The sequence below is a fragment of the Micromonospora sp. NPDC051196 genome (assembly GCF_040682415.1).
Classification (GTDB): Bacteria; Actinomycetota; Actinomycetes; order Mycobacteriales; family Micromonosporaceae; genus Micromonospora.
Window position 1 is genome coordinate 15,310 of the sequence record NZ_JBFBAY010000004.1, and the last position, 22,655, is coordinate 37,964.

At 72.0% G+C, this 22,655-nt stretch carries 25 protein-coding genes; 8 read left to right on the plus strand and 17 right to left on the minus strand.

Annotated features, from left to right (window positions below; genetic code table 11):
* Nucleotides 1-219: 219 nt before the first annotated feature.
* From AB0M35_RS10530 to AB0M35_RS10540, 3 genes are read right to left on the minus strand one after another with little or no spacing between them, the layout of a single operon-like run.
* The gene (locus AB0M35_RS10530; protein WP_363743870.1) at nt 220-2,253 is read right to left on the minus strand and encodes a sulfatase-like hydrolase/transferase; all 2,034 of its coding nucleotides are present in this window, start codon (nt 2,251-2,253) and stop codon (nt 220-222) included.
* A complete protein-coding gene (locus AB0M35_RS10535; protein WP_363743871.1) occupies nt 2,246-3,733 on the minus strand; it encodes a class I SAM-dependent methyltransferase in 1,488 nt (495 codons plus the stop codon). Before AB0M35_RS10535 ends, AB0M35_RS10530 begins: the two co-directional genes overlap by 8 nt.
* A gap of 7 nt (nt 3,734-3,740) precedes the next feature.
* Entirely contained in the window at nt 3,741-3,890 is a 150-nt protein-coding gene (locus tag AB0M35_RS10540) for a hypothetical protein (RefSeq protein WP_013734425.1), read from the minus strand.
* A gap of 188 nt (nt 3,891-4,078) precedes the next feature.
* On the opposite strand from AB0M35_RS10540, the gene AB0M35_RS10545 reads away from it, so the two are divergent.
* Nucleotides 4,079-4,483 (plus strand): VOC family protein, encoded by a 405-nt coding sequence (locus tag AB0M35_RS10545; protein ID WP_363743873.1) that lies wholly within the window; start codon nt 4,079-4,081, stop codon nt 4,481-4,483.
* 28 nt (nt 4,484-4,511) lie between these two features.
* Here AB0M35_RS10545 and AB0M35_RS10550 read toward each other — a convergent pair whose 3' ends face one another.
* The 4 genes from AB0M35_RS10550 to AB0M35_RS10565 form a co-directional block, all read right to left on the minus strand.
* Nucleotides 4,512-5,285, minus strand: coding sequence for a helix-turn-helix transcriptional regulator (locus AB0M35_RS10550; RefSeq protein ID WP_363743875.1), 774 nt, complete (start codon nt 5,283-5,285; stop codon nt 4,512-4,514).
* Between the two features lie 86 nt (nt 5,286-5,371).
* Entirely contained in the window at nt 5,372-6,811 is a 1,440-nt protein-coding gene (locus AB0M35_RS10555; RefSeq protein ID WP_363744473.1) for a HAMP domain-containing sensor histidine kinase, read from the minus strand.
* Between the two features lie 17 nt (nt 6,812-6,828).
* On the minus strand, nt 6,829-7,575 hold the full coding sequence (locus AB0M35_RS10560) for a response regulator transcription factor (protein WP_363743877.1): 747 nt from the start codon (nt 7,573-7,575) through the stop codon (nt 6,829-6,831).
* A 75-nt stretch (nt 7,576-7,650) separates the two neighbouring features.
* Nucleotides 7,651-7,872, minus strand: a complete 222-nt coding sequence (locus tag AB0M35_RS10565) for a hypothetical protein (protein ID WP_131306668.1) — start codon at nt 7,870-7,872, stop codon at nt 7,651-7,653.
* A gap of 166 nt (nt 7,873-8,038) precedes the next feature.
* Here AB0M35_RS10565 and AB0M35_RS10570 point away from each other — a divergent pair, with 166 nt between their 5' ends.
* From AB0M35_RS10570 to AB0M35_RS10580, 3 genes are all read left to right on the plus strand, one after another.
* Nucleotides 8,039-8,986 carry a serine/threonine-protein kinase gene (locus AB0M35_RS10570; RefSeq protein WP_363743879.1) on the plus strand — a complete coding sequence of 316 codons (948 nt, stop codon included), beginning with the start codon at nt 8,039-8,041 and terminating at the stop codon, nt 8,984-8,986.
* Between the two features lie 59 nt (nt 8,987-9,045).
* Nucleotides 9,046-9,468, plus strand: a complete 423-nt coding sequence (locus AB0M35_RS10575; protein ID WP_363743881.1) for an OsmC family protein — start codon at nt 9,046-9,048, stop codon at nt 9,466-9,468.
* 318 nt (nt 9,469-9,786) lie between these two features.
* Nucleotides 9,787-10,662: a hypothetical protein gene (locus tag AB0M35_RS10580; protein ID WP_363743883.1), complete on the plus strand. Its 876-nt coding sequence runs from the start codon at nt 9,787-9,789 to the stop codon at nt 10,660-10,662.
* Between the two features lie 9 nt (nt 10,663-10,671).
* On the opposite strand, the gene AB0M35_RS10585 is transcribed toward AB0M35_RS10580, so the two are convergent.
* From AB0M35_RS10585 to AB0M35_RS10600, 4 genes are all read right to left on the minus strand, one after another.
* Nucleotides 10,672-11,124, minus strand: coding sequence for a response regulator (locus AB0M35_RS10585; RefSeq protein WP_363744475.1), 453 nt, complete (start codon nt 11,122-11,124; stop codon nt 10,672-10,674).
* A gap of 54 nt (nt 11,125-11,178) precedes the next feature.
* On the minus strand, nt 11,179-11,532 hold the full coding sequence (locus AB0M35_RS10590; RefSeq protein ID WP_363743885.1) for an STAS domain-containing protein: 354 nt from the start codon (nt 11,530-11,532) through the stop codon (nt 11,179-11,181).
* A gap of 77 nt (nt 11,533-11,609) precedes the next feature.
* Complete coding sequence (locus AB0M35_RS10595) at nt 11,610-12,668, minus strand: cobalamin-dependent protein (RefSeq protein WP_363743887.1); 1,059 nt, start codon at nt 12,666-12,668, stop codon at nt 11,610-11,612.
* Nucleotides 12,665-14,404 carry a PP2C family protein-serine/threonine phosphatase gene (locus AB0M35_RS10600; protein ID WP_363743889.1) on the minus strand — a complete coding sequence of 580 codons (1,740 nt, stop codon included), beginning with the start codon at nt 14,402-14,404 and terminating at the stop codon, nt 12,665-12,667. Before AB0M35_RS10600 ends, AB0M35_RS10595 begins: the two co-directional genes overlap by 4 nt.
* Nucleotides 14,405-14,653: 249 nt before the next feature.
* Between AB0M35_RS10600 and AB0M35_RS10605 the strand changes: the two genes are divergently transcribed.
* On the plus strand, nt 14,654-15,010 hold the full coding sequence (locus AB0M35_RS10605; protein WP_363743891.1) for an STAS domain-containing protein: 357 nt from the start codon (nt 14,654-14,656) through the stop codon (nt 15,008-15,010).
* Between the two features lie 162 nt (nt 15,011-15,172).
* A complete protein-coding gene (locus AB0M35_RS10610) occupies nt 15,173-15,517 on the plus strand; it encodes an STAS domain-containing protein (RefSeq protein WP_363743893.1) in 345 nt (114 codons plus the stop codon).
* 66 nt (nt 15,518-15,583) lie between these two features.
* On the opposite strand, the gene AB0M35_RS10615 is transcribed toward AB0M35_RS10610, so the two are convergent.
* On the minus strand, nt 15,584-15,877 hold the full coding sequence (locus AB0M35_RS10615) for a hypothetical protein (protein WP_363743895.1): 294 nt from the start codon (nt 15,875-15,877) through the stop codon (nt 15,584-15,586).
* Nucleotides 15,878-16,093: 216 nt separating this feature from the next.
* Between AB0M35_RS10615 and AB0M35_RS10620 the strand changes: the two genes are divergently transcribed.
* Nucleotides 16,094-17,074, plus strand: a complete 981-nt coding sequence (locus AB0M35_RS10620) for a DUF2267 domain-containing protein (protein WP_363743897.1) — start codon at nt 16,094-16,096, stop codon at nt 17,072-17,074.
* Nucleotides 17,075-17,169: 95 nt separating this feature from the next.
* On the opposite strand, the gene AB0M35_RS10625 is transcribed toward AB0M35_RS10620, so the two are convergent.
* From AB0M35_RS10625 to AB0M35_RS10645, 5 genes are all read right to left on the minus strand, one after another.
* Nucleotides 17,170-18,471: an NAD(P)/FAD-dependent oxidoreductase gene (locus AB0M35_RS10625; protein WP_363743899.1), complete on the minus strand. Its 1,302-nt coding sequence runs from the start codon at nt 18,469-18,471 to the stop codon at nt 17,170-17,172.
* A 49-nt stretch (nt 18,472-18,520) separates the two neighbouring features.
* On the minus strand, nt 18,521-18,808 hold the full coding sequence (locus AB0M35_RS10630; RefSeq protein WP_363743901.1) for a DUF6510 family protein: 288 nt from the start codon (nt 18,806-18,808) through the stop codon (nt 18,521-18,523).
* A 12-nt stretch (nt 18,809-18,820) separates the two neighbouring features.
* Nucleotides 18,821-19,543: a ferredoxin reductase gene (locus AB0M35_RS10635; RefSeq protein WP_363743903.1), complete on the minus strand. Its 723-nt coding sequence runs from the start codon at nt 19,541-19,543 to the stop codon at nt 18,821-18,823.
* An 8-nt stretch (nt 19,544-19,551) separates the two neighbouring features.
* Nucleotides 19,552-20,142 carry a sulfite oxidase-like oxidoreductase gene (locus AB0M35_RS10640; RefSeq protein ID WP_363744477.1) on the minus strand — a complete coding sequence of 197 codons (591 nt, stop codon included), beginning with the start codon at nt 20,140-20,142 and terminating at the stop codon, nt 19,552-19,554.
* An 86-nt stretch (nt 20,143-20,228) separates the two neighbouring features.
* Nucleotides 20,229-21,245: a TerC/Alx family metal homeostasis membrane protein gene (locus AB0M35_RS10645; RefSeq protein ID WP_363743905.1), complete on the minus strand. Its 1,017-nt coding sequence runs from the start codon at nt 21,243-21,245 to the stop codon at nt 20,229-20,231.
* Nucleotides 21,246-21,467: 222 nt separating this feature from the next.
* On the opposite strand from AB0M35_RS10645, the gene AB0M35_RS10650 reads away from it, so the two are divergent.
* Nucleotides 21,468-22,634 (plus strand): CaiB/BaiF CoA-transferase family protein, encoded by a 1,167-nt coding sequence (locus tag AB0M35_RS10650; protein ID WP_363743907.1) that lies wholly within the window; start codon nt 21,468-21,470, stop codon nt 22,632-22,634.
* Nucleotides 22,635-22,655 lie beyond the last annotated feature (21 nt).

Consider the following 22,655-nt stretch of genomic DNA (forward strand, 5'->3'; position numbering starts at 1 on the left):
CGTAATTGCGGTTGCGGCAACACCGCTCGGCGTGGTTCTGCGGTGAGGTATGCGTCACCCGATTCCCGACGAGGCGGCGAGGAAACCCCGACGATCAGGACAGAAAGGAACGCAAAGCACGTGGAACGCGGAAATCGGCGAGCGAAACGGGACTGTGCGACGGCTCAGTGAGGACGGTTCGACCCGTCGGCGAAGGCCGTCGTCCGGGCGCCGGGCCGTTCAGGAAACGGTGAGCTGTCGGAGGGTGCCGTCCGGCCCGACCAGGTACAGATCGAGCCGGTTCGGGCCGGCCCGGAAGAACTGGTCGTCGGCGAGCAGCGCGGCGAAGCGCCGTCCCCCCGGGTCAGGGGCCACCACCGGTACGACCGAGGCGACGGTGCCGTTGACGGCTACCGCCAGCAGTGTGCCGTCGGGGACGTCTCCGGGCAGGGTGCCCCAGATCAGCGCCGGCAGTTGGCCACTGTCCGGGTCGACGGAGCCGAAGCCGTCCTGACCGCCGATCCGGACGGTGCCGCCGGCCGGGGCGTCCGACACCACGGTGCCGACCAACGGATGCGGCTGCGGCGGTGGCAGGGGGTCCGGCACACCGCCGCTGATCGGGGTCGGTTCGGCCGGCCGGTCGTAGAACACCTTGCCCGCTTCGGCGCGCGGGGCCTGGCGGGCGGACCGGCCGTCGACCGGCCAGGGCAGCGAGATGGCGGCCTGGTCGGCGATGGTGGGTAGCAGGTCGACGTGCTCCCAGTTGCGGTCGTCGACCCGGCCAGCGCGCTGTCCCGGCGTCTTGACGAACATCGGCACCCAGGCCACCTCGTCGGCGGCGGCCCGGATGGCGTCCATTCCCCGCCCCTGGGCGCCCTTGGTGAAGCTGACCCCGTGGTCGGCGGTCACCACCACCAGCGCCTGGTCCCACAGGCCGGTCTCGCGCAGCGTCCGCAGCGTCTCGCCGATCAGCCGGTCGGTGTAGCCGAGCTGCGCCAGATGACGGGTACGGGCCAGGTCCACCCAGCCGTCGCCCTCATTGGGGAACTCCTCCGGCGCGGCGTAGCGGGCGCCGGAGGGCAGGTACGCCCACGGCGAGTGCGGCATCAGCAGGTGCAGGAAGTGCAGTGTCGGACGGGGCGCGGGGGTCAGGCCGTTGAGGAAGCTGGTGAACCGGGCCGGCTGGTTGACGTTCAGGCTGTCCCAGCGGAACTTCGGGTCGTCCGGCACCGGTTCGGCGGCGTCGATGCCCGCCTCCTCGGCGGTGCGTTCCCGATAGGAGTTCTCCGGGTCGATCCGGCTGTCCTGCGGCGCGGTCACCTGGCGCAGCAGTTGGCCGGTCTCGCGGACCAGCACGCCGAGCCCCTGCTCCGGTGTGACCGGCTGCTCGCAGCGGCTGGGCGGGCACAGCCGGGTGATGCTCTCCTCGGCCCGGATGTCGTACAGGCCGCCGAAGGCGGTGAACAGGTTGTCCGGGTAGTGCGAGTAGTGCGGGGCGTACGGCTGGGCCGGGTAGCGGCCGGTCAACATCGCCGGCAGCGCGTACGGCGTCCAGCCGCTCACGCCGGTCGCGTTGCGGTACCAGGTGGAGGCGGCGGCCAACTCGGCGAAGTGCGGGAAGCGCTGCGCGTCGATGCTGCCGTCCGGGCCGAGCAGGGAGACCAGCGGCAGCTCGTCGAGGACCAGCATGACCACCGGTGGGTGCAGGTTGCCGATGGCGGTACCGGCCGCACCGCCGTCGCCGCGGGGCAGCACGACCGGTGCGGTCGGTGAGGCGAACAGGAACAACCCGACGAAGATCAGCGGGCCGACGCCGGCCACCCGCAGCACCCGGCCCAGGCTCCGCCACCGCCGATGGGCCAGCGCCCCGACGGCACCGACCGCGATTGCCGCCAGCAGCAGCGGTACGCCCCGCAGCGGCGTCAGCTGCCGACCGACCTGCACCGCCAACGCGGCGACCAGCAGGCCCACCATCAGCGAGTGCGTCGCCGTGCGTACCGTCGGCCCGAGCAGCCCGCTGGCCAGGCCGAGCAGCCCGACCGCCATCGTCGGCAGCACCGCGACCAGGGCCACCAGCAGCAGGATCTCCCAGCGGTCGGCGCGGTGGAACAGGAAGAAGTCCGGGCTGCGACCGAGCACGTCCAGCAACGGCTGGGTGATCACCAGGCCGAGCAGCGCCGCAACCTCCAGCAGCCGGCCGACCTCGGTCCGCCAGCCACCCCACCCCCACCGCCAGCGGCGTGTCCGCTGCTCGGTAACGGGCTGGTCAGCCACCCAGGGCCACCCGGTACAGGGTCCGGGTGCCCGACGGCAGCTCCAGCCGGTCGGTGACCGTGCCGTGCGCGGCGAGCAGCGTCTCGAAGGCGTCCCGCCGGTAGTCCGGGAAGAGCCCGTCGGGCTTGTTGGCCAGCAGTCGGCGGGCCATCGGGTCCTCGGGGTGGACGAACTCCACCACCAGCCGGCCACCGGGGGCGGCCAGGGCGGTGAGGCAGGCCAGCACCTCGGGCAACGGCACGTTGCGGCCGATCGCCAGGTGATGCACCAGCGCCAGGGCGAGCACAGTGTCCGCGCCGGTGCGGGCGGTGAAGGAGGCCCGTTCGACCCCGCGCCAGCCGCCGCCGGGTGACGGGTCGGCCAGGTCCATCACCAGCGGCAGCACCCGCCGCTGGCCCTCGCCGCGCAGGGTGCGGTAGAGCCGGTCCACCACCGCCGGATCCTGTTCCACGGCGACGACGTAGTCAGCGTGGCCGGCGGCGAGCCGGGAGTACCGGCCGTCGTTGGCGCCCAGGTCGAGCACGAGTCGCCGCCGCGGGGCGCTGGTCAACGCGGCGGTGACGAACCGTTCCTTGGTCGCCCGGTCGGCGTCGGAGTAGCCGCAGGTGCGCTGGTAGTCGACCCAGTGACTGGTCGGCGGCTGGTGGTCCAGGCGCCGGACCAGCTTCTCCATCCCGCGTACGGTGGCCAGCGCCAGCTCGCGGCTGTACCCGGCGTCGCGCAGTTGCGCGCGTACGTCGGTGGTGGTCCGGGCGGCGTTGCGGCGTTGCACGCTGTCGTGCAGGTGGACGTGGGTGAGCACCCCGGGCAGCAGGCGGCGCAGGCCGCGGAAGAGCCGGCCCATCTGGTCCGGTTCGATGCCGTCGACCTGCGAGCGCAGCCACGGCTGGAAGTCGACCCCGAGATGGGCGTTGAGCAGCAGCGGGTAGAGCAGGGTCTGGCAGAACTGCCGGTAGCCGGCCCAGGGTTCGCCCTCGCGTAGCGGAGCGAACGAACCCACGTCGATGAAGACCGGTTCGGTGCCCCGCCATTGCAGGTTGTACGCCGAGCCGTCCTTGGTGGTGAAGCCCGCCGGCAGGGCCGCCCGCAGGATCTCCAGGTGCAGCAGCGCGGCGTCGCGCAGCATCGCGAAGGACCACTCGTACGGGTGGGAGACGAACGGGATTCGTTCGTGCCGAAGCACCGCCGACCACCGCTGCGGTGCCGTGTCCGCCGGCATCTCCTCGGTGCCGCAGACCTTGCCGGCGGCCATCAGCGGCGGGAAGAAGTCAGTGTCGACCAGGGCCCGCCAGTGCGCTGTCGCCGTCTCGTCGAGTGCGCGCAGCACGTCCTCACCGGCGTGGAAGACCCGGTTGGCCGGGTCGCGGAACGAGCCGGGCTCGGCCCGCAGGTCGGTGCCGGGCAGGTCGGTACCGGGCAGCGCAGGGCCGGACGGGTCGGTGCCGGGTGCGGCGGGGTGGTGCAGGTGCGGGATCGCCATGCCGAGGTCAGCTCTGGTCGGTGGGCTGGCGACGGAACCGGCTGACCAGTCTGCGCCAGTAGAGCTTGGCGGCCACCGCGACGCCGGCGACCCCGCCGACCACCGCCTGCACGATCAGGCTGCCGGATCCCGCGTCCAGGTAGGCCAAGTGGTTCACCGACCGCTCCTTCCCCTCGCCGTGTCGAATCCCGGCCCCACCACAAGAAACTCACAATTCGGATTTAGGCGGTCGGGCCGGACTTCTGACACCGTACGCCGATCTTCACGTCCTGTCGGGCACAACGCCCACTTCCCCCGTCCGTTTCGTTCAAGACGGTGCGCACCGGCCGGCCGTAGCCTGCGCACATGACCCCAGAACTGGATCTCATCGGCATGGTGACCTCGGACCTGGCCCGCAGCGTCGCCTTCTACCGCCGGCTCGGCATCGACATCCCGCCCGGCGCGGAACGTGAACCGCACGTGGAGGTACGGCTGCCCGGCGGCCTACGCCTGGCCTGGGACGACGTCGCCACGATCCGCTCCTTCGATCCGGACTGGACCCCACCGGTCGGCGGCTCCCGGACCGCACTGGCCTTCCGCTGCGCCGGCCCAGCTGAGGTGGACCGCTGGTACGCCGAACTCACCGCCGCCGGAGGCCATGGCCACCGGCCACCCTGGGACGCCGTGTGGGGGCAGCGCTACGCCGTCGTGCACGACCCCGACGGCAACGCGGTCGACCTCTTCGCCCCCCTCCCGACGCCCGAGTCGTGAACACCGGCTAAACCGGGGCATGCCCGGTTTAGCCGGTGAGCAGGACCGCAGGGGGTACCCCGGCGAGGGCACGCACGTCACGGGTCAGGTGCGCCTGGTCGGCGTAGCCGGCGCGCACGGCCACCTCGGCAAGCGGCACACCGGTCCGGGCCAGGGCCAACGCGCGGCGCATCCGCAGGATCCGGGCGAGGGTCTTCGGGCCGTACCCGAACAGGTGTCGGCTGTGTCGCAGCAGGCTGCGCGGGCCGAGACCGGCCTGTGCGGCGGTCTCGGTCACCGAGGCCCCGGCGGCCAACGCGATGGCCACCCGGCGGCCCAGCGGATCCGGACCGTCGGCGGCCCGGAGTCGGCAGGCCGCCACCGCCGCCAGAACGGCACCGACCCCGGACAGCGCAGCGTCGGCAGCGCCAGAACTGGCCGCGTCGTCGCCATCGACCGCTCCGCCGACGCCGGCCGGTCTCGGTACGGCGACGCCGGCCACCTGGTCGGCCAGCGTCGAGGCCGCGCGGGCACCGAGGACGTCGGCGAGGGGCACCCGCCGGTCGCGCAGTTCGAAGGCCGGCACCCCGAAGACCGCAGGCCCGACACCGGGTGGCAGGCGTAACCCGACCCACTGCTCGGCCGGGGCGTTCTCGCTCAGGTGGGCGATGCGGTCCGGCCCGGCGACCAGCAGCCCGACCCGGCTGGACCAGAGCAGATCCAGACAGCCGTCGGGGAGTACCCGAACGGTTCGCGGCTGCGCCGAGGCGGTGCTGGTCCACAGCACTGCCCCGGCCAACCCGGCCGGTCGTTCCCGGTACACACCGCCAGTCTGCCCCGCCCCGGCGACCTCGGCCCGCCGCCGCGCGCAAAGCGGCGCGCAGGCCCATGGGCGACGCGGTGGCAGGGCTATTCGCCGTCCGTGGTCGGATTCGGTAGCCGGACGGTGAACACGGTGCGGCCGGGCCGGCTGTCGAGAGCGACGCTGCCGTGGTGGGCCGCCACCACGGCGGCGACGATGGCCAGACCGAGGCCGGTGCTGCCGTGGGCGCGGGAGCGGGAACTGTCGCCACGGGCGAACCGCTCGAAGACCTCGGCCCGCAGTTCGGGAGGCACGCCGGGGCCGTCGTCGGCGACGCCGAGTTCGGCGGCGTCGCCGACCAACCGCAGGCTGGTGGTGACGGTGCTGCCCGGCGGGGTGTGCACCCGCGCGTTGGTCAACAGGTTCGCCAGCACCTGATGCAGCCGGGCGGGATCGCCGGGCACCCGGATGACCTGGTCGGGCAGGTCGAGCTGCCAGCGGTGGTCCGGGCCGGCGACGTGCGCGTCGCTGACCGCGTCCACCACCAGCGCGGTGAGGTCGACCGACTCGACCGCCAGGGGGCGGCCGGAGTCCAGCCGGGCCAGCAGCAGCAGGTCGTCGACGAGGCTGGTCATCCGGGTGCTCTCCGACTCGACCCGGCGCAGAGCGTGCGCCACGTCGGTCGGTACCCGGTCACGGCCCCGACGGGCCACCTCGGCGTAACCGCGGATCGCGGCCAGCGGCGTACGCAGTTCGTGACTGGCGTCGGCGACGAACTGGCGTACCCGGGTCTCGCTGGCCTGCCGGGCGGCGAGCGCGGCGGCGACGTGCCCGAGCATCCGGTTGAGTGCGGCGCCGACCTGGCCGACCTCGGTACGCGGGTCGGTGTCGGCGGCCGGGACCCGTTCGGAGAGCGCCACCTCGCCCCGGTCCAGCCGCAGTTCGCTGACCCGACTCGCGGTGGCGGCAACCCGGCGCAGCGGGCGCAGGGTGGCCCGGACGATCACCGTGGCGGCGGTGCCGGCGACGAGCAGCCCGGCGGCGGTGACACCGGCCTGGGCCAGCACCATCCACCACACCGTCTCCTGCACCCCGGACAGCGGCACGCCGAGCACCCGGACGGTACCGGCGGTGGACTGCCGGGCGACGAGCCGGTAGCTGCCCCGGTCGCCGAGGTCGCGGCTGTGCGCGCGGCCGTCGGTGGGCACGGTGGCCAGGGCGGCCACCTCCTCGACCGGTACCGCCTCCTCCTGCCGATCGGCCAGCGTCCACGCCTCGGTGACCTGCCCGTCGACGATCCGCGCGCTGATCGTGTCGGGCGGGAAACCGCGCGGCACCCGCACGTCGGACCAGGACGGGGCACCCGGCCCCGGCTCCCACGGCGTCCCGGCGCGCATCCCCGCCATCGGGAGCAGTTGCTCGTCCAGCCGGGAGACCAGGAACTCCCGCAGCGCCGCCGTGGTGATCCCGCCGATGGCCAGGCTGACCACGGCCAGCAGGGCAACCAGGGTGACCACCAGACGGGTACGCAGGGACCAGCCCGCCAACCAGCGGCGCAGCACGTTCACTCCGCCGGTTTGAGCAGATACCCGGCGCCACGCAGGGTGTGGATCATCGGCTGTCGGCCGGCGTCGATCTTCTTACGCAGGTACGAGATGTACAGCTCGACCACGTTGGCCTGGCCGCCGAAGTCGTAGTTCCACACCCGGTCGAGGATCTGCGCCTTGCTCAGCACCCGACGGGGGTTACGCATCAGGTACCGCAACAGCTCGAACTCGGTGGCGGTCAGGGTGATCAGCTGACCGCCCCGGCGCACCTCGTGGCTCTCCTCGTCCAGAGTGAGGTCACCGACGGCCAGCACCGCTTCCTGACGGGCGGCGACGGCGAAGCCGGAGCGGCGCAGCAGGGCCCGCAGCCGGGCGATCACCTCTTCCAGGCTGAACGGCTTGGTCACGTAGTCGTCGCCGCCCACGGTCAACCCGGCGACGCGCTCCTCCACCGCGTCCCGGGCGGTGAGGAAGAGCACCGGCACCGTCGCGTTGTCCTCGCGCAGCTTGCGCAGCACCTCGAAGCCGTCGAGGTCGGGAAGCATCACGTCGAGCACCACGGCGTCGGGCTGGAACTGCCGGGCGACCCGGATGGCGGCCATGCCGTCACCGGCCGTACGCACCTGCCAACCCTCGTAGCGCAGGGCCATCGACAGCAGGTCGGTCAGGGTCGCCTCATCGTCGACCACCAGCACCCGGACCGGTTCGCCGTCGGGCCGGCGCAGCTCCACCCGACCCGGCCCGACCTCCTTCTCGGTCATCATGACCTCATCGTGGTCCGGCGCGTTGGAGACGGCTTGTGCGGATCCTGTGAGCCGGCTGTGCGTACCGACGGCGGGTCATTCGGTCACACCGACCGGGTCGGTGCGGACGAAACGCATCGTCCAGACGGTCCCGTCGGGCCGCTGACGGGCGTAGAGGTGGTCGGCGGCCGGCGTGGGCGCCGACTCCGGTCTACGCAGCACCCACAAGCGCGGCGGAGCACCGTCCGGACCGGCCGGTAGCTCCCGAACCAGGTCGTGGGCCGGGCCACCGACAAAGCGTACGGTCACCTCACTCATCACCCGTTCCCCTCCAGACTCCCTGGTATCGCGGCTCCCCGGCTCGCACGCTAACGCACTGACCGCCATCACAGGCCGGTTTGCCCTGATCGGAGGTGGGGTACGGGTGCCGAAGCCACCGGCGAGGCAGGCCCGGCGGGCGCGAGGCGAGGGCAAGGGGCGAACGATGAGGACGCTGGACGGGCGGTACCGGCTCGAACAGCGCATCGGCGTCGGCGGGATGTCCGAGGTCTGGCAGGCCCACGACGCGGTGCTGGACCGGCCGGTGGCGGTCAAACTGGTGTCGCCCGACCGGCCGGACGGGACGGCGTCGGTGGAACGCATCCGCGCCGAGGCCCGCTCCGCCGCCCGGCTGGTGCATCCCAACATCGCCAACGTGCACGACTTCGGTACCTGCGCCACCATCCCCGGCCGGGAGACGCCGTACCTGGTGATGGAGCTGGTCCAGGGGGAGACGCTCGCCGCCCACCTGCGCGCCGGCCCGCTGGATTGGCGCATCGCGGTCCGGGTGTGTGCGGAGGTGAGCGCCGCCCTGGCTGCGGCGCACGCCCACGGCATCGTGCACCGCGACGTCAAGCCGGCCAACGTGATGCTCACGCCGTCCGGGGTGAAGGTGCTCGATTTCGGCATCGCCACGCCGGCCGGCGCCACCGACACCGCCCCTGAGGGCATGGTCGTCGGTACGCCGGCCTACCTGGCGCCGGAGCAGCTGCGCCGGTCGCCGATCACCCCGGCGGCCGACATGTACGCCCTGGGCGTGCTGCTCTACTGCTGCCTGACCGGGCGGCTGCCGTACGCGGCCGACAGTGTCACCCAGCTACTCGGGCCGGACCGACGGCAGCCCCCGCAGCCGCTGCCCGAGGTTCCCGGGCTGCCCGCCGAGGTGGCCGAGATGTGCCGGCGCTGCCTCGCCGACGAGCCGGCCCTGCGGCCGAGCAGCCTGGTCGCGGCGCTGCTGCTGGCTGAGGTGGTGGACGCCCGGGTGTACGTGCCGATGCACGAGCCGCTGCTGCCGCGGCAGCGCCCGGCGTCGGTGAGCCCGTGGACGGCCCGGGCGGCCGCCGAGGCCACCGAGGCGGCGGCCGCGATGCAGTGGAGCCGGCACGGCGGTTGACTTCCGGTTTCACCGGGGCGGGCTCGGGTAGCCGGACGGTGAGTGACGGGAGGAACGCGATGCCGAGTTCCTGGCTGAACGAGGTTGCCGCCGTGACCGCCGAGGGCGGTCACATTCACACCGACGACGAGGCGCTGTCCACCGCTCTCGCCTCACCGCTGGCACCGCACTGCACCGGGCTGACTCCCTCGCAGCTGCTCGCCGCCGCCTACGCGTCCTGCCTGCACCATGCCGCCGTGGAGGCAGCCGGCGGGATCACCGACGAGGCGCACACCGTGCAGGTACGCGCGGAGGCGAAGCTGGGCCGCGATGACGACGGGCGGTACCGGGCCGATGTGCACGCCTCGATCTCCTCGGTCGGGCTGAGCCGGCAACAGCTCGCCGAACTGGTCGAGCACGCCGACCGGCTGTGGCCGTTCTCGCGCGAGGACGGCAGCCGCCACCGGCTCACCGTCACCCCGGCGGAGAACGGACGGCATTAGCCCGGCCGCGGCTCTGGGGTGAACTGCTGTCGATCGGCGGCGAGGTGGCCCGACCACCCCAGCCGACCACCCCGGGGAACCGATACCGGGGTCGACCGTTCGGTGGATGCCGACCATCGCGACCCCGGACCGAGCCAAGATCACCTTTTCCTGCCTGTTGCCCATGACATTTCGGGCATTAACGGAATGGCAGGTTGATGCTATTCGTCGGCTATCAGAATAGCTGCGGAGAATGACCCGGTGGTTAGCCGCAAATTGTGACTCATGCCATCAACCCACCCGGATGGCAGCGGGCCGATAGCTATCTAGCCTCGCTGGATGCACCCCGACGATGACATCGACCAGAAGCTGCCCCCACAGCAATCGGCGAGCCACTCGACCGACGGAGCATCATCCGAACGGCTGACCGGTCGGCACCGCTCTGCGATTTCGACACCTCGCGGTCTGCGCGCCGTGTTGGGCACCGCCGGCCTCCGGGTGGCCCTGGCCACCGGCGTGACCTGCTGCCTCGGCGTGACCGCGGTGGCGCTCGCCGCGACCCGGGAGACCGACGAGGGCCCCCGACCCCAGGTGGCCGAGGCGGTGGCCGACCGCGCGCTGATCGTCGAGGACGGCGCCGCCTCCCGGTCCCTGGAGCGCAGCAGCCCCTCCCCCACTCCCCCGGCCAGTCCCAGCCCGTCCGTCTCCCCGAGCGCCAAGCCGTCAGCCACCCCGAAACCGAAGAAGACCACGGCCAAACCGACCCAGCCGGCCCGACCCAAGCCGGTCGCCGGGCTCACCCAGGCTCAGATGGACAACGCCAAGGTGATCGTGGACGTCGGTGTCGACATGAAGATCCCGCGTAAGGGCCTGGTCGTCGCCATCGCCACGGCGATGCAGGAGAGCACCCTGCTCAACTACGCCAGCGGCGTACTGCCCGAGTCACAGAACTACGCCCACCAGGCCATCGGCTGGGACCACGACTCGGTCGGGCTGTTCCAGCAGCGCCCGAGCAGCGGCTGGGGCACCGTACGCGACCTGATGCGTCCCGCGTACGCGGCCCGCGCGTTCTACGAGGCCCTGCTCCAGGTGCCCGGCTGGCAGGAGATGAGCGTGACCCTGGCGGCCCAGGCCGTGCAGATCTCCGCATTCCCCTACGCGTACGCCCAACACGAGGAGCGGGCCTCGACCATCGTCGCCGCACTGCTCAGCTGAGCCTGCGGTTCACGGGCGCTGCTTGGGCAGCACGACCACCCGGCCGAAGAACTCGTCGATGCGGTGCACCACATCGTTGAAGTCGTCGAGATCGATCGGCTTGGTGACGTACGCGTTGGCTTGCAGGGTGTAGCTGCTGATGATGTCGGTGTCCGCGTTCGAGGTGGTCAGCACGACGATCGGAATGGTGCGCAGGTCCGCGTCGCCCTTCACCTCGCCCAGCACCTGACGCCCGTCCATCCGGGGCATGTTGAGGTCGAGCAGGATCACGTCCGGGCGGTGCGCACCGCTGTGGCGGCCCTCGCGGCGCAGGAACTCCATCGCCTCCTGACCGTCGCCCACCACGTCGATGACCTTGTCGACGTCCGAGGTCGCCAACGCTTCCTCGATCATGAGCACGTCACCCGGGTCGTCGTCCACGACGAGGATGCGAACCGGGTCAAGGGTGCGAGCGGCCATCATTACCTGCCTCCGGTCGGCGAGGATGGAATCCACGATCCCACGCTGGCGGGGAATCTAGCCCATTCCGGCGCGGCCGTCCGGTCCCGGGTCGGCAGTACTGTACCCGAGCACATCGGCCAGTCCGGTCACCTTGAGCACCCGCTCCACCCGACCGGTCGCGCCGGTGACCCGCAGCCAGCCGCCCTGCGCGGCAGCACGGTTGTCGCCACGAACGAAGACCGCGATCCCGGTCGAGTCACAGAACGTGAGGTCGGTGAGGTCGACCAGCAGCCGCCGCTGCCCGGCCGCGGCCAACTGGTCGATCGCCTCGTTCAACTCGGGGGCGCTGCTCATGTCGAGCTCACCGGCGAGACGGAGGCGGGCCAACCCACCACCGTCACGTTCGGCGTACGTGACGGTGAGCGCCACGGCAATCCCCTCTCGCCGCACGGGACGAATGCTTGCAATGTGGCAAGTATAGTGCGAGCCACATGGCGGGCCGCATTTTACGCCTCCGGCGGGAAGGTTCCCTGCCCAGACACGGGCAACGACACGCTACTGGCGGCGAGGAAGGCTTCGGCACGCGGAAAGTCGCGCAGCGCGCCCGCGTAGTGCCGCAGCGTCGCGCCCACGGCGACGGCCGGCACTCCCCGACTGGCCAGAATGGTCACCAGCCAGTCGACGAACTCGGTGAACAGCGAGCCGTCGTCGACGTAGAGCGCGGCGGCCAGGAAGTCCAGGATGTAGCCGAGGTCGCTGACCGTCGAGTCCAACTGGGCCGGGGTGTAGTCGCGGGTGGCCGGCATCCGCTGTGCCAGGTCGACGAGCGCGCTGTCGATCAACTCACCGCGACGGCTGACCAGGCTGGCGTACTCGTCGTCGGCCAGATGGGCCAGGTCGGCCGGTGCGGCGGCGCGCAGCGCACGCTCGTCGGCGAGCAGGTCGGCAGCGGCGGGACCGTCGGGCGCCCAGGCCACCCCGAGCCGCCGCGCCCACCGGCCGTCCGCCCCGAAACCCCGACCGCCGACCACGACCGGTACGTCCGAACGCCGGCAGGCCTCGATCATCCGGTGTGCGTGCGGCAACCGCATCGGCAGCGCGCAGGCCAACGCGACCGCGTACGCGTCATGCCGGTGCAGGTACGACACCAGGTGCGCGGCGGGCACGCTGGCCCCCAGGAAGGTCACCTGCCAGCCCTGCAACCGCAGCACCTCGGCGACCAGCCGCGCCGGCAGGGCGTGCCACTCACCGTCCATACAGGCCACCACGATCCGACCCCGGTCGCCCCGGGCATCGGCGTACCCGGCGATCGCCGCCACCACCCGCTCGCTGACATGCGTGGCCGCGTGTTCCTGGGCCACGCTCCACTCGTTGCGCGCCCAGCGCTCTCCCACCTCGGCCTGCGCCGGTGCGACCAGGTCCAGCAGCACCCGGTCGGCGGGCACGCCCGCGTCGAGCAGTTCCCGGGCCACCTCGATGGCAGCCGGCTCGTCGGCCTCGGCGAGGCAGTGCAGGTACCGCGGGTAGACAGCAGCGGGCGAAGTGCCCGTCGTCGCCAAGGTCACGGTGTCGTCGCCCTTTCCCGAACCACCCCGGTCGGAGTGGGCACCGCGTGCAGGTGTCGGTGCGGTCGTCCGCTCGTGCCGGTGGCCCGCAGCGCGAGCACCGCGATGTCGTCGTGGTCACGCTGGGCCAGCCAGTCGCAGGTGACCTGCTCGATCCGTTCGGCGAGGGCGGGTGCCGGCATCCGCTGGCAGCCGGTCACCGCCTGCATCAGCCGGTCGGTGCCGAGTTGCTCGACACCCCGCCGGCCGCCGCGTGCCTCGGTCACGCCGTCGCTGTAGAGCAGACAGGTCTCGCCGGGTGCGAGTCGGGTGGAGACCTGACCGACCCGGGGGTCCGGGACCACCCCGATGAGCATCCCGCTGAGCGGAAGCTGTTCCACCGCACCGGAGGATCGCACCACCAGCGGCGGCAGGTGACCGCCGCCGGCCAGCGTCAACGCCAGGCCACCGTCGCGGTGCGGCCGGACCACACCCAGCACCATCGTGGCGAACCGACCCTGTCCGTGCGCCAGGGTGGTCTCCAGCAGAGCGTCGTTGAGCAGCCGCAGCAACCGGGCCGGCTGTGACTCGATGCGGTGCAGCGCGTGCAGGCACTGACGCAGCTGACCGGTGAAGACGGCGGCCTCGACCCCCTTGCCGGACACGTCGCCGAGGAAGAACACCGAGCCACCGTCGGGCAGCCGGTGTGAGCCGTAGAAGTCACCGCCGATGCGCAGACCGGCCTGCGCCGGTCGGTACGCCGTCCCCCACTGCACGCCCGGAGCCTCCGCCGGCTCGACCGGCAGCAGGCTGGCCTGCAACGTGTCCGCCACCTCGGCCTGGTTGCGGTAGAGCAGGGCGGTGGTCAACGCCGCGCCGGCCCGGTCGGCGAAGGCTCGCAGCAGGTCGAGATCGTCCTCGGTGTACCAGCGGGCCGCCGGCCGGGCCACCAGCAGCACGCCCGCCGGAGCGTCCCGGCCGGGCAGTGCCACCAGCCGGGCGCAGACGTCGGCGGCGGACAGTCCGGGCAGCCAGCCCGCCTCGACGGCCTGCTCGACGAGCCAGTCGACGGTGTGCGGCTGCACCCCGTGCAGGCTGTCGGCGACGGCGGCCGGAAGCTCCGCCGACGGCAGCATCCCTCTGTCCACGGTGGACGTCTCATCGTCGGTGCGACGAGCCCGCCACCAACGGGCCCGCCCGGAACGCGGTGCCAAAATCAGCACGGCCGCCTCGGCCAGGGCCGGCACGGCGAGCCGCACCACCGCGGCGGCGGCACGGTCGGGATGCAACGGGTTGCCGAGCTTCTCCCCCACCACGGCCAGGAACGCCGAGCGCGCCCGTTCAGCCGCCAGCTCGTCGGCCGGCCCGGCGTGCTCGCTGAGGTCCTCCACGTACCAGCAGGTGCGCCCGGCGGACAGCGGCACCCGCCGGACCCGCAGCCGGCGCCCGTGACGGGTGATTTCGGCGACCGGGCGGTCCGGCCCGTCGAAGCCGGCGAACGCGGCGCCCACGACGACCTCCGGCAGCAGCCGCTCGGCGACCGGGCTGACCTGCCACACCACACCGTCCGGGCCGCACAGCACCAGGCCTTCCCGCAGGTGCTCGACGACCTCCGGCCAGTCGGCGGCGGCCACCGCCGACTCGATGGCGGGCAGGGCGGCTGCGGACGCGGTGGGACACCACGCCGGGGCCTGCGGGGCACTCGGCGTGAACCGTCCGTCGCCGGGGTCGATGTCCCTGACGTCGGCACCAGTCACCAGGTGAGCCCCACTCCTTCTCGATGCCGCACCCGCCTGCAGCGGTGTGCCTGGTCGTGTCCCGTCACCAGGGTACGCCGGTGTCGACGCACCGCCACTCGGACGCATGTTCGGCCGACCCTGTCGGCCGGCCGTCGGCGTGGCTGGGTCGAGGTTGTTACGATCCGGACGCCCCTGCCCGCCCGCCATTCGCGGAAGGCGTGATCGTTGCTGTCCCACGGTCGAAGAACCGAGACGACGCCGCTGAGCGTGTCCGTCGACCGGTCCGATCCCGACGTGCCGGTGATCCGGGTGGGTGGCGATCTCGCCTACACCACAGCGAGTCCACTGCGTACGGAGATCGACCGGGAACTGCTGGCCGGTCCCGCCGCCCTCGTACTCGACTTCGCCGACCTTCAGTTCATCGACAGCACCGGGCTCAGCATCATCGTGCATGCCTGGCGCGAAGGGCTACGCGACGGCGTGACCCTGCGACTGCGCGCGGTGCCCCGGTTCCTGGAGACCATCCTGGACATGACCGGGGTCACCGGGCTGCTCGCCCGCTCGATCAGCGGCGACGGACCGGTCAGTACCGAGCCGGACGGGCAACCCACCGTCACCGCCTGAACGACCAGGCACGCCGCAGCGAGCAGCCAGGAGTCCACGTCGGGCGAGCAGCACGCAGCCCCGTACGGCGAGCAGCCGCAGTCAGGCCGGGGCGTTTCGCGCCGGTGGTGAATCGCGCACCCCGCGACTTGCGTTCCGACGCCGGGCTGGGAGCATGTAGTCATGTCCTCCCCGCTGTTGGCAATCGAGGTCAGCCGGTTCGATGCCGGACGTGCGGAGCTACGGCTCACCGGTGACCTGGACTTCGACAGCGCTCCAGAGCTGATCACCGCAGTCGAGAAGCTGCGCCGTGACGGCTACCGGCAACTCGTCATCGACCTGGCCGGGGTGGGTCTGTGTGACTCCTCGGGGCTGAGTGCCCTCGTGGTGGCCCACCGGGGCAGCCCGGTCCCGCTCCGCCTGGTCGGCATCAACCCCAGCCTGCGCCACCTGCTGGACCGCACCGGCCTGGCCGAGTTGCTGGAGGTGTCGGCGGCCACCGACGACGACGTACAGGCGGCGGGCTGACCGGGGGCCGACCGGTTCGGGGGTGCCCCCGACCCTGGGACCAGGGGCCGGGGGCCGGAGGATGGCTCAGGGCGTCGGAACGACCGGCCGGGCACGACGGACCTCGGGCATCGGCTCCGCGTCCTCGGGCGGCCCGGAATCCGGCGTCTTGAACAGATAGCGGACAAACTCCGCGTCCGTCCCGCCGTCGCCGGGCCACTGTCCGGCACAGTCGACCCCGATCACCTCACGTCCGGTGCCGTCGGCCGCCTCCAGCAGCGCCCACAGGCTCACCGGATAGCAGCGGGTGTCCTCGCGGGCCAGGCGCCAGCGGGCGTACCAGCCGGGCCGGGCGGGGACGATCTCGACAATCCGCTTCATCACGACCTGCCCTTCCGCGTACCTCGGAAGATCTCCGGTCCGCTGCGATCATCGACACCGGTCGGGTGAACGGCCCTCACCCGGCCGGGATGAAGCGCCACCGCGGGCGTCCAGCCCGCGCTGACGCCGGTCCGGGCCGATCGTTTCGTGCCCGGTGGCGGCGGGAAGGCCACCGGCGGAACCCGGAGCAGAACCCAGTGGAAGCGAGGTGTCAGCATGCGCAAGCAGATGGAGGGTGACAACCAGCGTCGGCGGGCGTTGGCCCGGCAGGCCCGCGAGCGCGGCCGGCAGGCCGCCGACACCGGCGCCAGTCTGAGTGCGTCAAAGCAGCTCACCCACCTTGACCAGGCCAAACGCGCTGGCCCACCGGCGGCCGGTAAACGCCACAAACCGAACGCCATGCGAGGCGGTCCCGCTCCGCCGCCGGCCGGTGTCCCGCAGACCAACCGACCGCTTCCCGAAGCGGGCCCGGAAACCCCGGGGATCGTCACGATGGGTTACCAGGATCTCGTCGAGGACGTCGGCCGGCGGGCCGGCGTGGACTTCCGCACCGCGAAGGTGGGCGTGGAGTCGACAGTGCTCGTACTGGCCTGGGCCCTCGGCACGGACGAGCGCCGACGCCTGCTGGACGCGGTACCGGCCTCGTTGCACGACGTGGTACCGGTCGACGGCATCGAACAGCACCAGGATCTGCCCGGCTTCCTGTCCGAGGTGGGACGGATCAGCGGTCGCAGCCCCGAGCAGGCCCGTTACCAGGCCGAGGCCACCCTGGCGGCGCTCGCCGCGCACGATCACGATCTGGTCGAATCGTTGCACGTGCCGGACGAACTGCAAGAGCTGCTGAACGCGCCGCCCGTCGGTGGTGGCCTGGTCGGTGTCAGCAGCACCACCCCGCCACTGACCGGTTCGGACCTGGTTGCCGCGCTCAGCGACCTGCCGTACTGGTCAGGCGACGAGCGGGCCCTGACCCGGACTCTTGAGCTGCCGGCGGACAACCTCGACCGGGTCCTGGACCGACTCGACCAACTCCGCGGCCAGACCGGCCGGGGACCCCGGATCGGGCGGTCGGACCCGACCACCGCCGTACTGACGGTCAGTACCGGCAACGCTGGTGGGGTGACCGCGCTGGACGTCGACCTGGCCCACTCGGTCGACGCGGCGATCGACGAGGCGGGCGCGGGCCTCGCAACCGGCTGAGACAAGCCGCCCGCCCCGGGAGAGACCGAACGGACCGGCCGGGGCGATGCGGAGCAACGGGCCGACGGGCAGACGCCCGTCGGCCCGTGTCGCCCTCAACGCACCCAGGCCGGTACTTCCGGGGAGGTGCTCTCCAGCGGCACCGCGTTGGCCGGTACGAGGCCCAGTTGCACCGCCGAGCGGGGCAGCGCCGCGTCGAGAGCCCAGTCGGCGCTCACCCGGGCCCGGTTACCCGGCATCGCCAACAGGTGGTAGCCCCGGGTGACCGCCTTCGCCGGCAGGCCGGACAGCGGCACCTTGAGCGGGTTCGCCGCCGCGTGCTTGCCGCCCAGGTCCACCACCCAGCCTAGGTCGTGATGCTTGTACGGCCGGCGACGACCCTGCCCGTACGAGGCGGCGATGTTGTGCGCGGCGAGCTTGCCCTGCCGCTGGGCGTGCTGGGCGGTCATGGTGCAGATCTCGCCCGGACGGGTCAGATCGGGCACCGCGGCGGCGTCACCGCAGGCGTACACCTCGGGGAAACCGGGGACGTTGAGGTACTCGTCGACGACCAACCGCCCCTTCTCGGTCCGCAGACCCAACTGGGCCACGAACGGGTCGGGACGTACCCCGACGCACCAGACCAGGGAACAGGTCGGCACGTACTCCCCGTCGGTGAGCTTGACGCCGTCAGCGGTGGCGACCGCGACCGAGGTGCCCATCCGTACGTCCACTCCACGCCGACGGAGCACCCGGTCGGCGGTCCGCGACATCCGCTGGTCCAGCTCGGGCAGCACCCGTGGGGCGACGTCCAACAACATCCACTTCGGGCGGATCTTCAGCCGGGGCCGTTGGGCGGCCAGCGCGTCGGTGAACAGCTGGCCGTGCGCGGCCACCTCCGTACCGGTGTAACCGGCGCCCACCACCACGAACGTGGCTCGGGCCTGCTGCTCGGCCGGGTCCGTCGCCTGCTCGGCCAGTTCGACCTGCCGGACCACGTGGTCATGCAGGTACAACGCCTCGGGCAGGCCACGGAAGCCGTGCGCGTACTCGGTCACCCCGGGGATGGGCAACAGCTTGTTGACGCTGCCGACGGCGAGGACCAGCCGGTCGTAGGCCAGCCGGTTACGGTCCCCCTCGGGCTGGGTGAAGCCCACCCACCGGTTCTGCAGATCGACATGGTCGGCCTCGCCGATGACCACCCGGACGTTGTCCAGCGTGCCGGTCAGCGGCACGGCGATCCGGCCCGGCTCCACCACACCAGCCGCCACCTCGGGCAGCAGCGGCAGATAGAGGAAGTAGTTGGTCGAGTTGAGCAGGACGATCTCGGCCCGGCTGCGGGCCAGCCGGCTCAGCGTCTTCGCCGCGTGGTAACCGGCGAACCCGGCTCCCACGATCACCACACGAGGTTTCGTCATCTGAGCCCGGTTCCCGTGGGCGGCCGGGACAAACGTCCGGCCGGCCCGGTCAGCCGGGGTTGGACACGTCCGGTGGCATCGGAAGCTGGAGGAAGGTCGTCCCGCGCAGATCCAGCCAGGCCCGGTCGGGGGCGCGGACCAGCCGCATCATCACCTCGGCGCAGACCGGGCACCGCGCCACGAGTCCGGGCGCATGGGAGTAGACCCGCAGGGCGGCCACCGGTCCCGTGGCGCCGCAGTGGGCGCACCGGCCGGTGGCCGTACTCAGGTCGACCGCGAACACCTCCCCCAACGGGCCGTCGAGCATGTTGCCGTCGACGTACGGCAGTGTGGTCATCCGGGCCTCCTGTCAGCCGCTCGGGCCGAAACGTTCGGTACGCACCCGACGGGCCGGATGTCCCGATCCGACGAGCAGGTCGGCGACGGTCTCCACGAATCCGGTGGGCCCGCAGACGTACACCAGAGGTTCCAGCTCCGGCGGCCAACCATGGTCGTTGACGTCGGCGAGGCCGATCCGGTGCGGCTCACCGCGCCACTGCTCGGGTGCCTCGCGGGTGTAGACGTACGCCACGTCGAGGCCGGCGTCGTCGCGGACCCGGTGGCGCAGCTCCTCGGCGTAGAACACGTCACCGGGGGTGCGTACGGAGTAGATCAACCGGAACGGGACGCGGCTGTCCGCCGCCCGACGGGCCCGGATCATGGCCATCAGCGGCACCACCCCCGACCCGCCGGCGACCAGCAGTACGGGTTCGATCTGCTGCGGTCGCCAGATGAACCAGCCACCGAGCGGCCCACGCACCTCGACCGGATCGCCCACCTGATAGCTGTCCACCAGAAACGGCGACACCTCGCCGTCGGGGACCCGCTGCACGGTGACCTCGATCCGGTCGCCGTCCGCAGGCCCGGCCAGGGAGTACGACCGGGCGGCCTGGTAACCGTCGGGGGCGGTGAGCCGGATGTCGACGTGCTGGCCGGGCAGGTGACCGGGCCAGCCCGGCACCTCGAACACCAGCGTCTGCGCGGTCGAGGTCTCGACCCGGCGGCTCACCAGCCGGGCCGGCTGCCAGCGCATCCGCCCGCTCAATCGCCCTGGTACCGCTGCTCGCGCCAAGGGTCACCGTAGTCGTGGTAACCGGCGGTCTCCCAGAAGCCGGGAGTGTCCTCGACGCCGAGACGGATGCCGCGTACCCACTTGGCGGACTTCCAGAAATAGAGGTGCGGCACCAGCAGCCGGGCCGGACCGCCGTGCTCGGCGGGTAGTTCGTCGCCGTCGTAGGTGTGCACCAGCCAGGCCTGCCCGTCACGCAGGTCGTCCAGCGGCAGGTTGGTCGTGTAGCCGCCGTGACAGTGCGTCAGGGCGTAGTCCGCGGCGGTTTCCACTCCGTCGAGCAGGGTGTCCAGCGACACCCCCTGCCAACTGGTGCCGAGTTTCGACCATCGGGTGACGCAGTGGATGTCGACGGTCGGCGTCTCCTGCGGCAGCGCCATCATCTCGTCCCAGCTCCACCGGTACTCCGTGCCGGTCTCGGTGGTGACGACGAACTCCCAGGTGTCGCGCGGCACCTTCGGTGTGGGCCCGGCGGAGAGCACGGGGAAATCCGGTGTCAGGTACTGCCCGGGCGGCAGATCCGGCGCTGCGGAGCGCGGCCGGCCCGAGAAGCCTGGCGTGATGATTCCCACCGCTAAGTCCTACCACGTTCGGTGTACGAGCCGGGTAGGGTTCGCCGGCCCGCCGATCGACGGGCCGGCGGGTGTGGTCACCGTCGTTCGGTGACGACCTCCTTCGAACCGGGTACGACGTTGCGGGTGGCTCGCAGGCTGGTGATCGTGACGGTGATCAGCACGGCGACGATGACCAGCAGGGATATCTCGGTGGGGATCACCGGGACGTTCTCCCAGATGCCGTGCGCCCAGTGCAGGCCGAGCTTGACGCCGATGAAGGCCAGGATGATCGCCAGGCCGTAGGTGAGGTGCACCAGCCGGCTCAGCGCCGCGTGCAGCACGAAGTACAGCGCCCGCAGGCCGAGCAGGGCGAAGGCGTTGGTGGCGAAGACGAGGTACGGATCCTCGGTGATGCCGTAGACGGCCGGTACCGAGTCGACTGCGAAGACCACGTCGGTGGCCAGTACCGCCACCACCACCAGCGCGAGCGGGGTCAGCGCCCGTCGGCCGTCGACGCGTACGGTCATCTTGGTGCCGTGGTACTCGTTGACCACCGGCATGAACCGGCGCAGCAGGCGCACCGAGCGCATGTTCGCGATGTCGACCGTCTGCTCGTGGCCGGTGAAGGCGTCCCGGAGCAGTTTCGCCGCGGTGAACAGCAGGATCAGCGCAAAAATCAGGAAGGCGAAGTCGAGCGTCTGCAGGGCCGCCGCGCCGAGGGCGATGAAGATGCCGCGCAGCACCAGCGCGCCGGTGATGCCGAACAGCAGCACCCGCTGGGCGAGCACGCTCGGCACCGCGAAGGCGGCCAGCAGCAGCATGAAGACGAAGAGGTTGTCGACCGACAGCGACTTCTCGACCAGATAGCCGGCGAGATAGTCGACGCCCTCCTGTCTGCCGTACTCCGACCAGACCCAGGCGCCGAAGGCCAGCGGCAGGGCTATGTAGAAGGCGGACCAGCCGAGTGCTTCCTTCAGCGACACCTCGTGCGGGCGTCGGGTCACCACGAAGTCGAGCACCAGCAGCGCGATGACTCCGAGGATGGTGATCGCCCAGAGCGACGGCGTGCCAATGGACTGCAAACCGGCAGCTACGTACGACAATTCGGACATGGGGCCTCCTCGAACACCGTGTCATGTTCGAGGTCTCCTTCACCCACGAATTCGTGGGCAACCACCCGAGGCGCACCCCGGGCGCGCCGTACTGACCGGTATGGTTCGTGGGAAGTACTCCCCTCGTCCCGACAAGGTTAGGACAGCCCGAACCGGGCCGCCAGGCGGGGCGGGGCGGGTCAACTCTTACCGGCGCGGACGCGAACACCTATCGTGGCCGGAGTGACCGCAGACCTGCTGGCCGGCCCGTTGACCGGCCTACGCGTGATCGAACTGGCCGGGATCGGGCCCGCTCCCTTCGCCGCGATGATGCTCGCCGACCTCGGCGCCGACGTGGTCCGGGTGGACCGGGTCGGCGACGTGGACCCGACCGGCTTCGGCACCCCCCATCCGGACCTGCTCAACCGGGGTCGACGTTCGATCGCGGTGGACCTCCGGTCGGCCGGCGGCCGGGAGGTGGCACTGGCCCTGGTCGGCGATGCCGATGCCCTGATCGAGGGCTTCCGGCCGGGCGTGACCGAGCGGCTCGGCCTCGGCCCGGCCGACTGCCAGGCACTCAACCCGCGGCTGGTCTACGGCCGGATGACCGGTTGGGGGCAGGACGGCCCCAACGCGCCGTACGCCGGACACGACATCGACTACCTGGCCCTGACCGGTGCCCTGCACGGCATCGGTCGGGCGGGGCAACCGCCGGTGCCCCCGCTCAACCTGCTGGGTGACTTCGGTGGCGGCGGCATGATGCTGGCCCTGGGCGTCGTCGCCGCGTTGTACGCGGTGCGCGGTGGCGCCGCCGGCCAGGTGGTCGACGCGGCGATCGTGGACGGCGTGGCGGTGCTCAGCACCCAGATCCACGCGCTGCGCCGGCTCGGCATGTGGCAGGACCCACGGGGGGTGAACCTGCTCGACGGTGGCGCCCCGTTCTACGACAACTACGAGTGCGCCGACGGCCGGTACGTCGCTGTGGGCGCGCTGGAACCGAAGTTCTACGACGAACTGGTACGCCGCACCGGCTTCCCGTTGCCACCGGACGAGGCGCTCGATCGCACCGACCCGGCGAACTGGCCGGCCCTGCGCGCCGCCTGGGCGCGGCTGTTCCGCACCCGCTCCCGGGACGAGTGGGCGGCCCTGCTCACCGCCTCCGACGCCTGCCTGGCGCCGGTGCTCGACTGGCGTGAGGCACCGGAGCACCCGCACCTGGCCGCGCGGCGGACCTTCGTGATCCGCGACGGGGTGCTCCAGCCGGCGCCGGCACCCCGGTTCTCCGGCACCCCGACGGCGGTCCGGCGGCCACCACCGTGGCCGGGCGAACACACCGACGAGGTGCTCGACGAGATCGGCTACCCGGCGGACCGGGTGGCGCAGCTGCGGGCCGCCGGTACGGTCGGCTGAGGCGCCGGGCCCGCAGCCCGC

What these genes read in the sequence shown, in the direction of transcription:
- AB0M35_RS10615 (WP_363743895.1), bottom strand. Translation starts at nt 15,877, where the DNA reads ATGAAGCGGATTGTCGAGATCGTCCCCGCCCGGCCCGGCTGGTACGCC.
- AB0M35_RS10585 (WP_363744475.1), bottom strand. Translation starts at nt 11,124, where the DNA reads ATGATGGCCGCTCGCACCCTTGACCCGGTTCGCATCCTCGTCGTGGAC.
- AB0M35_RS10625 (WP_363743899.1), bottom strand. Translation starts at nt 18,471, where the DNA reads ATGACGAAACCTCGTGTGGTGATCGTGGGAGCCGGGTTCGCCGGTTAC.
- AB0M35_RS10545 (WP_363743873.1), top strand. Translation starts at nt 4,079, where the DNA reads ATGACCCCAGAACTGGATCTCATCGGCATGGTGACCTCGGACCTGGCC.
- AB0M35_RS10580 (WP_363743883.1), top strand. Translation starts at nt 9,787, where the DNA reads ATGCACCCCGACGATGACATCGACCAGAAGCTGCCCCCACAGCAATCG.
- AB0M35_RS10620 (WP_363743897.1), top strand. Translation starts at nt 16,094, where the DNA reads ATGCGCAAGCAGATGGAGGGTGACAACCAGCGTCGGCGGGCGTTGGCC.
- AB0M35_RS10630 (WP_363743901.1), bottom strand. Translation starts at nt 18,808, where the DNA reads ATGACCACACTGCCGTACGTCGACGGCAACATGCTCGACGGCCCGTTG.
- AB0M35_RS10565 (WP_131306668.1), bottom strand. Translation starts at nt 7,872, where the DNA reads ATGAGTGAGGTGACCGTACGCTTTGTCGGTGGCCCGGCCCACGACCTG.
- AB0M35_RS10575 (WP_363743881.1), top strand. Translation starts at nt 9,046, where the DNA reads ATGCCGAGTTCCTGGCTGAACGAGGTTGCCGCCGTGACCGCCGAGGGC.
- AB0M35_RS10570 (WP_363743879.1), top strand. Translation starts at nt 8,039, where the DNA reads ATGAGGACGCTGGACGGGCGGTACCGGCTCGAACAGCGCATCGGCGTC.
- AB0M35_RS10610 (WP_363743893.1), top strand. Translation starts at nt 15,173, where the DNA reads ATGTCCTCCCCGCTGTTGGCAATCGAGGTCAGCCGGTTCGATGCCGGA.
- AB0M35_RS10535 (WP_363743871.1), bottom strand. Translation starts at nt 3,733, where the DNA reads ATGGCGATCCCGCACCTGCACCACCCCGCCGCACCCGGCACCGACCCG.
- AB0M35_RS10645 (WP_363743905.1), bottom strand. Translation starts at nt 21,245, where the DNA reads ATGTCCGAATTGTCGTACGTAGCTGCCGGTTTGCAGTCCATTGGCACG.
- AB0M35_RS10635 (WP_363743903.1), bottom strand. Translation starts at nt 19,543, where the DNA reads ATGCGCTGGCAGCCGGCCCGGCTGGTGAGCCGCCGGGTCGAGACCTCG.
- AB0M35_RS10560 (WP_363743877.1), bottom strand. Translation starts at nt 7,575, where the DNA reads ATGATGACCGAGAAGGAGGTCGGGCCGGGTCGGGTGGAGCTGCGCCGG.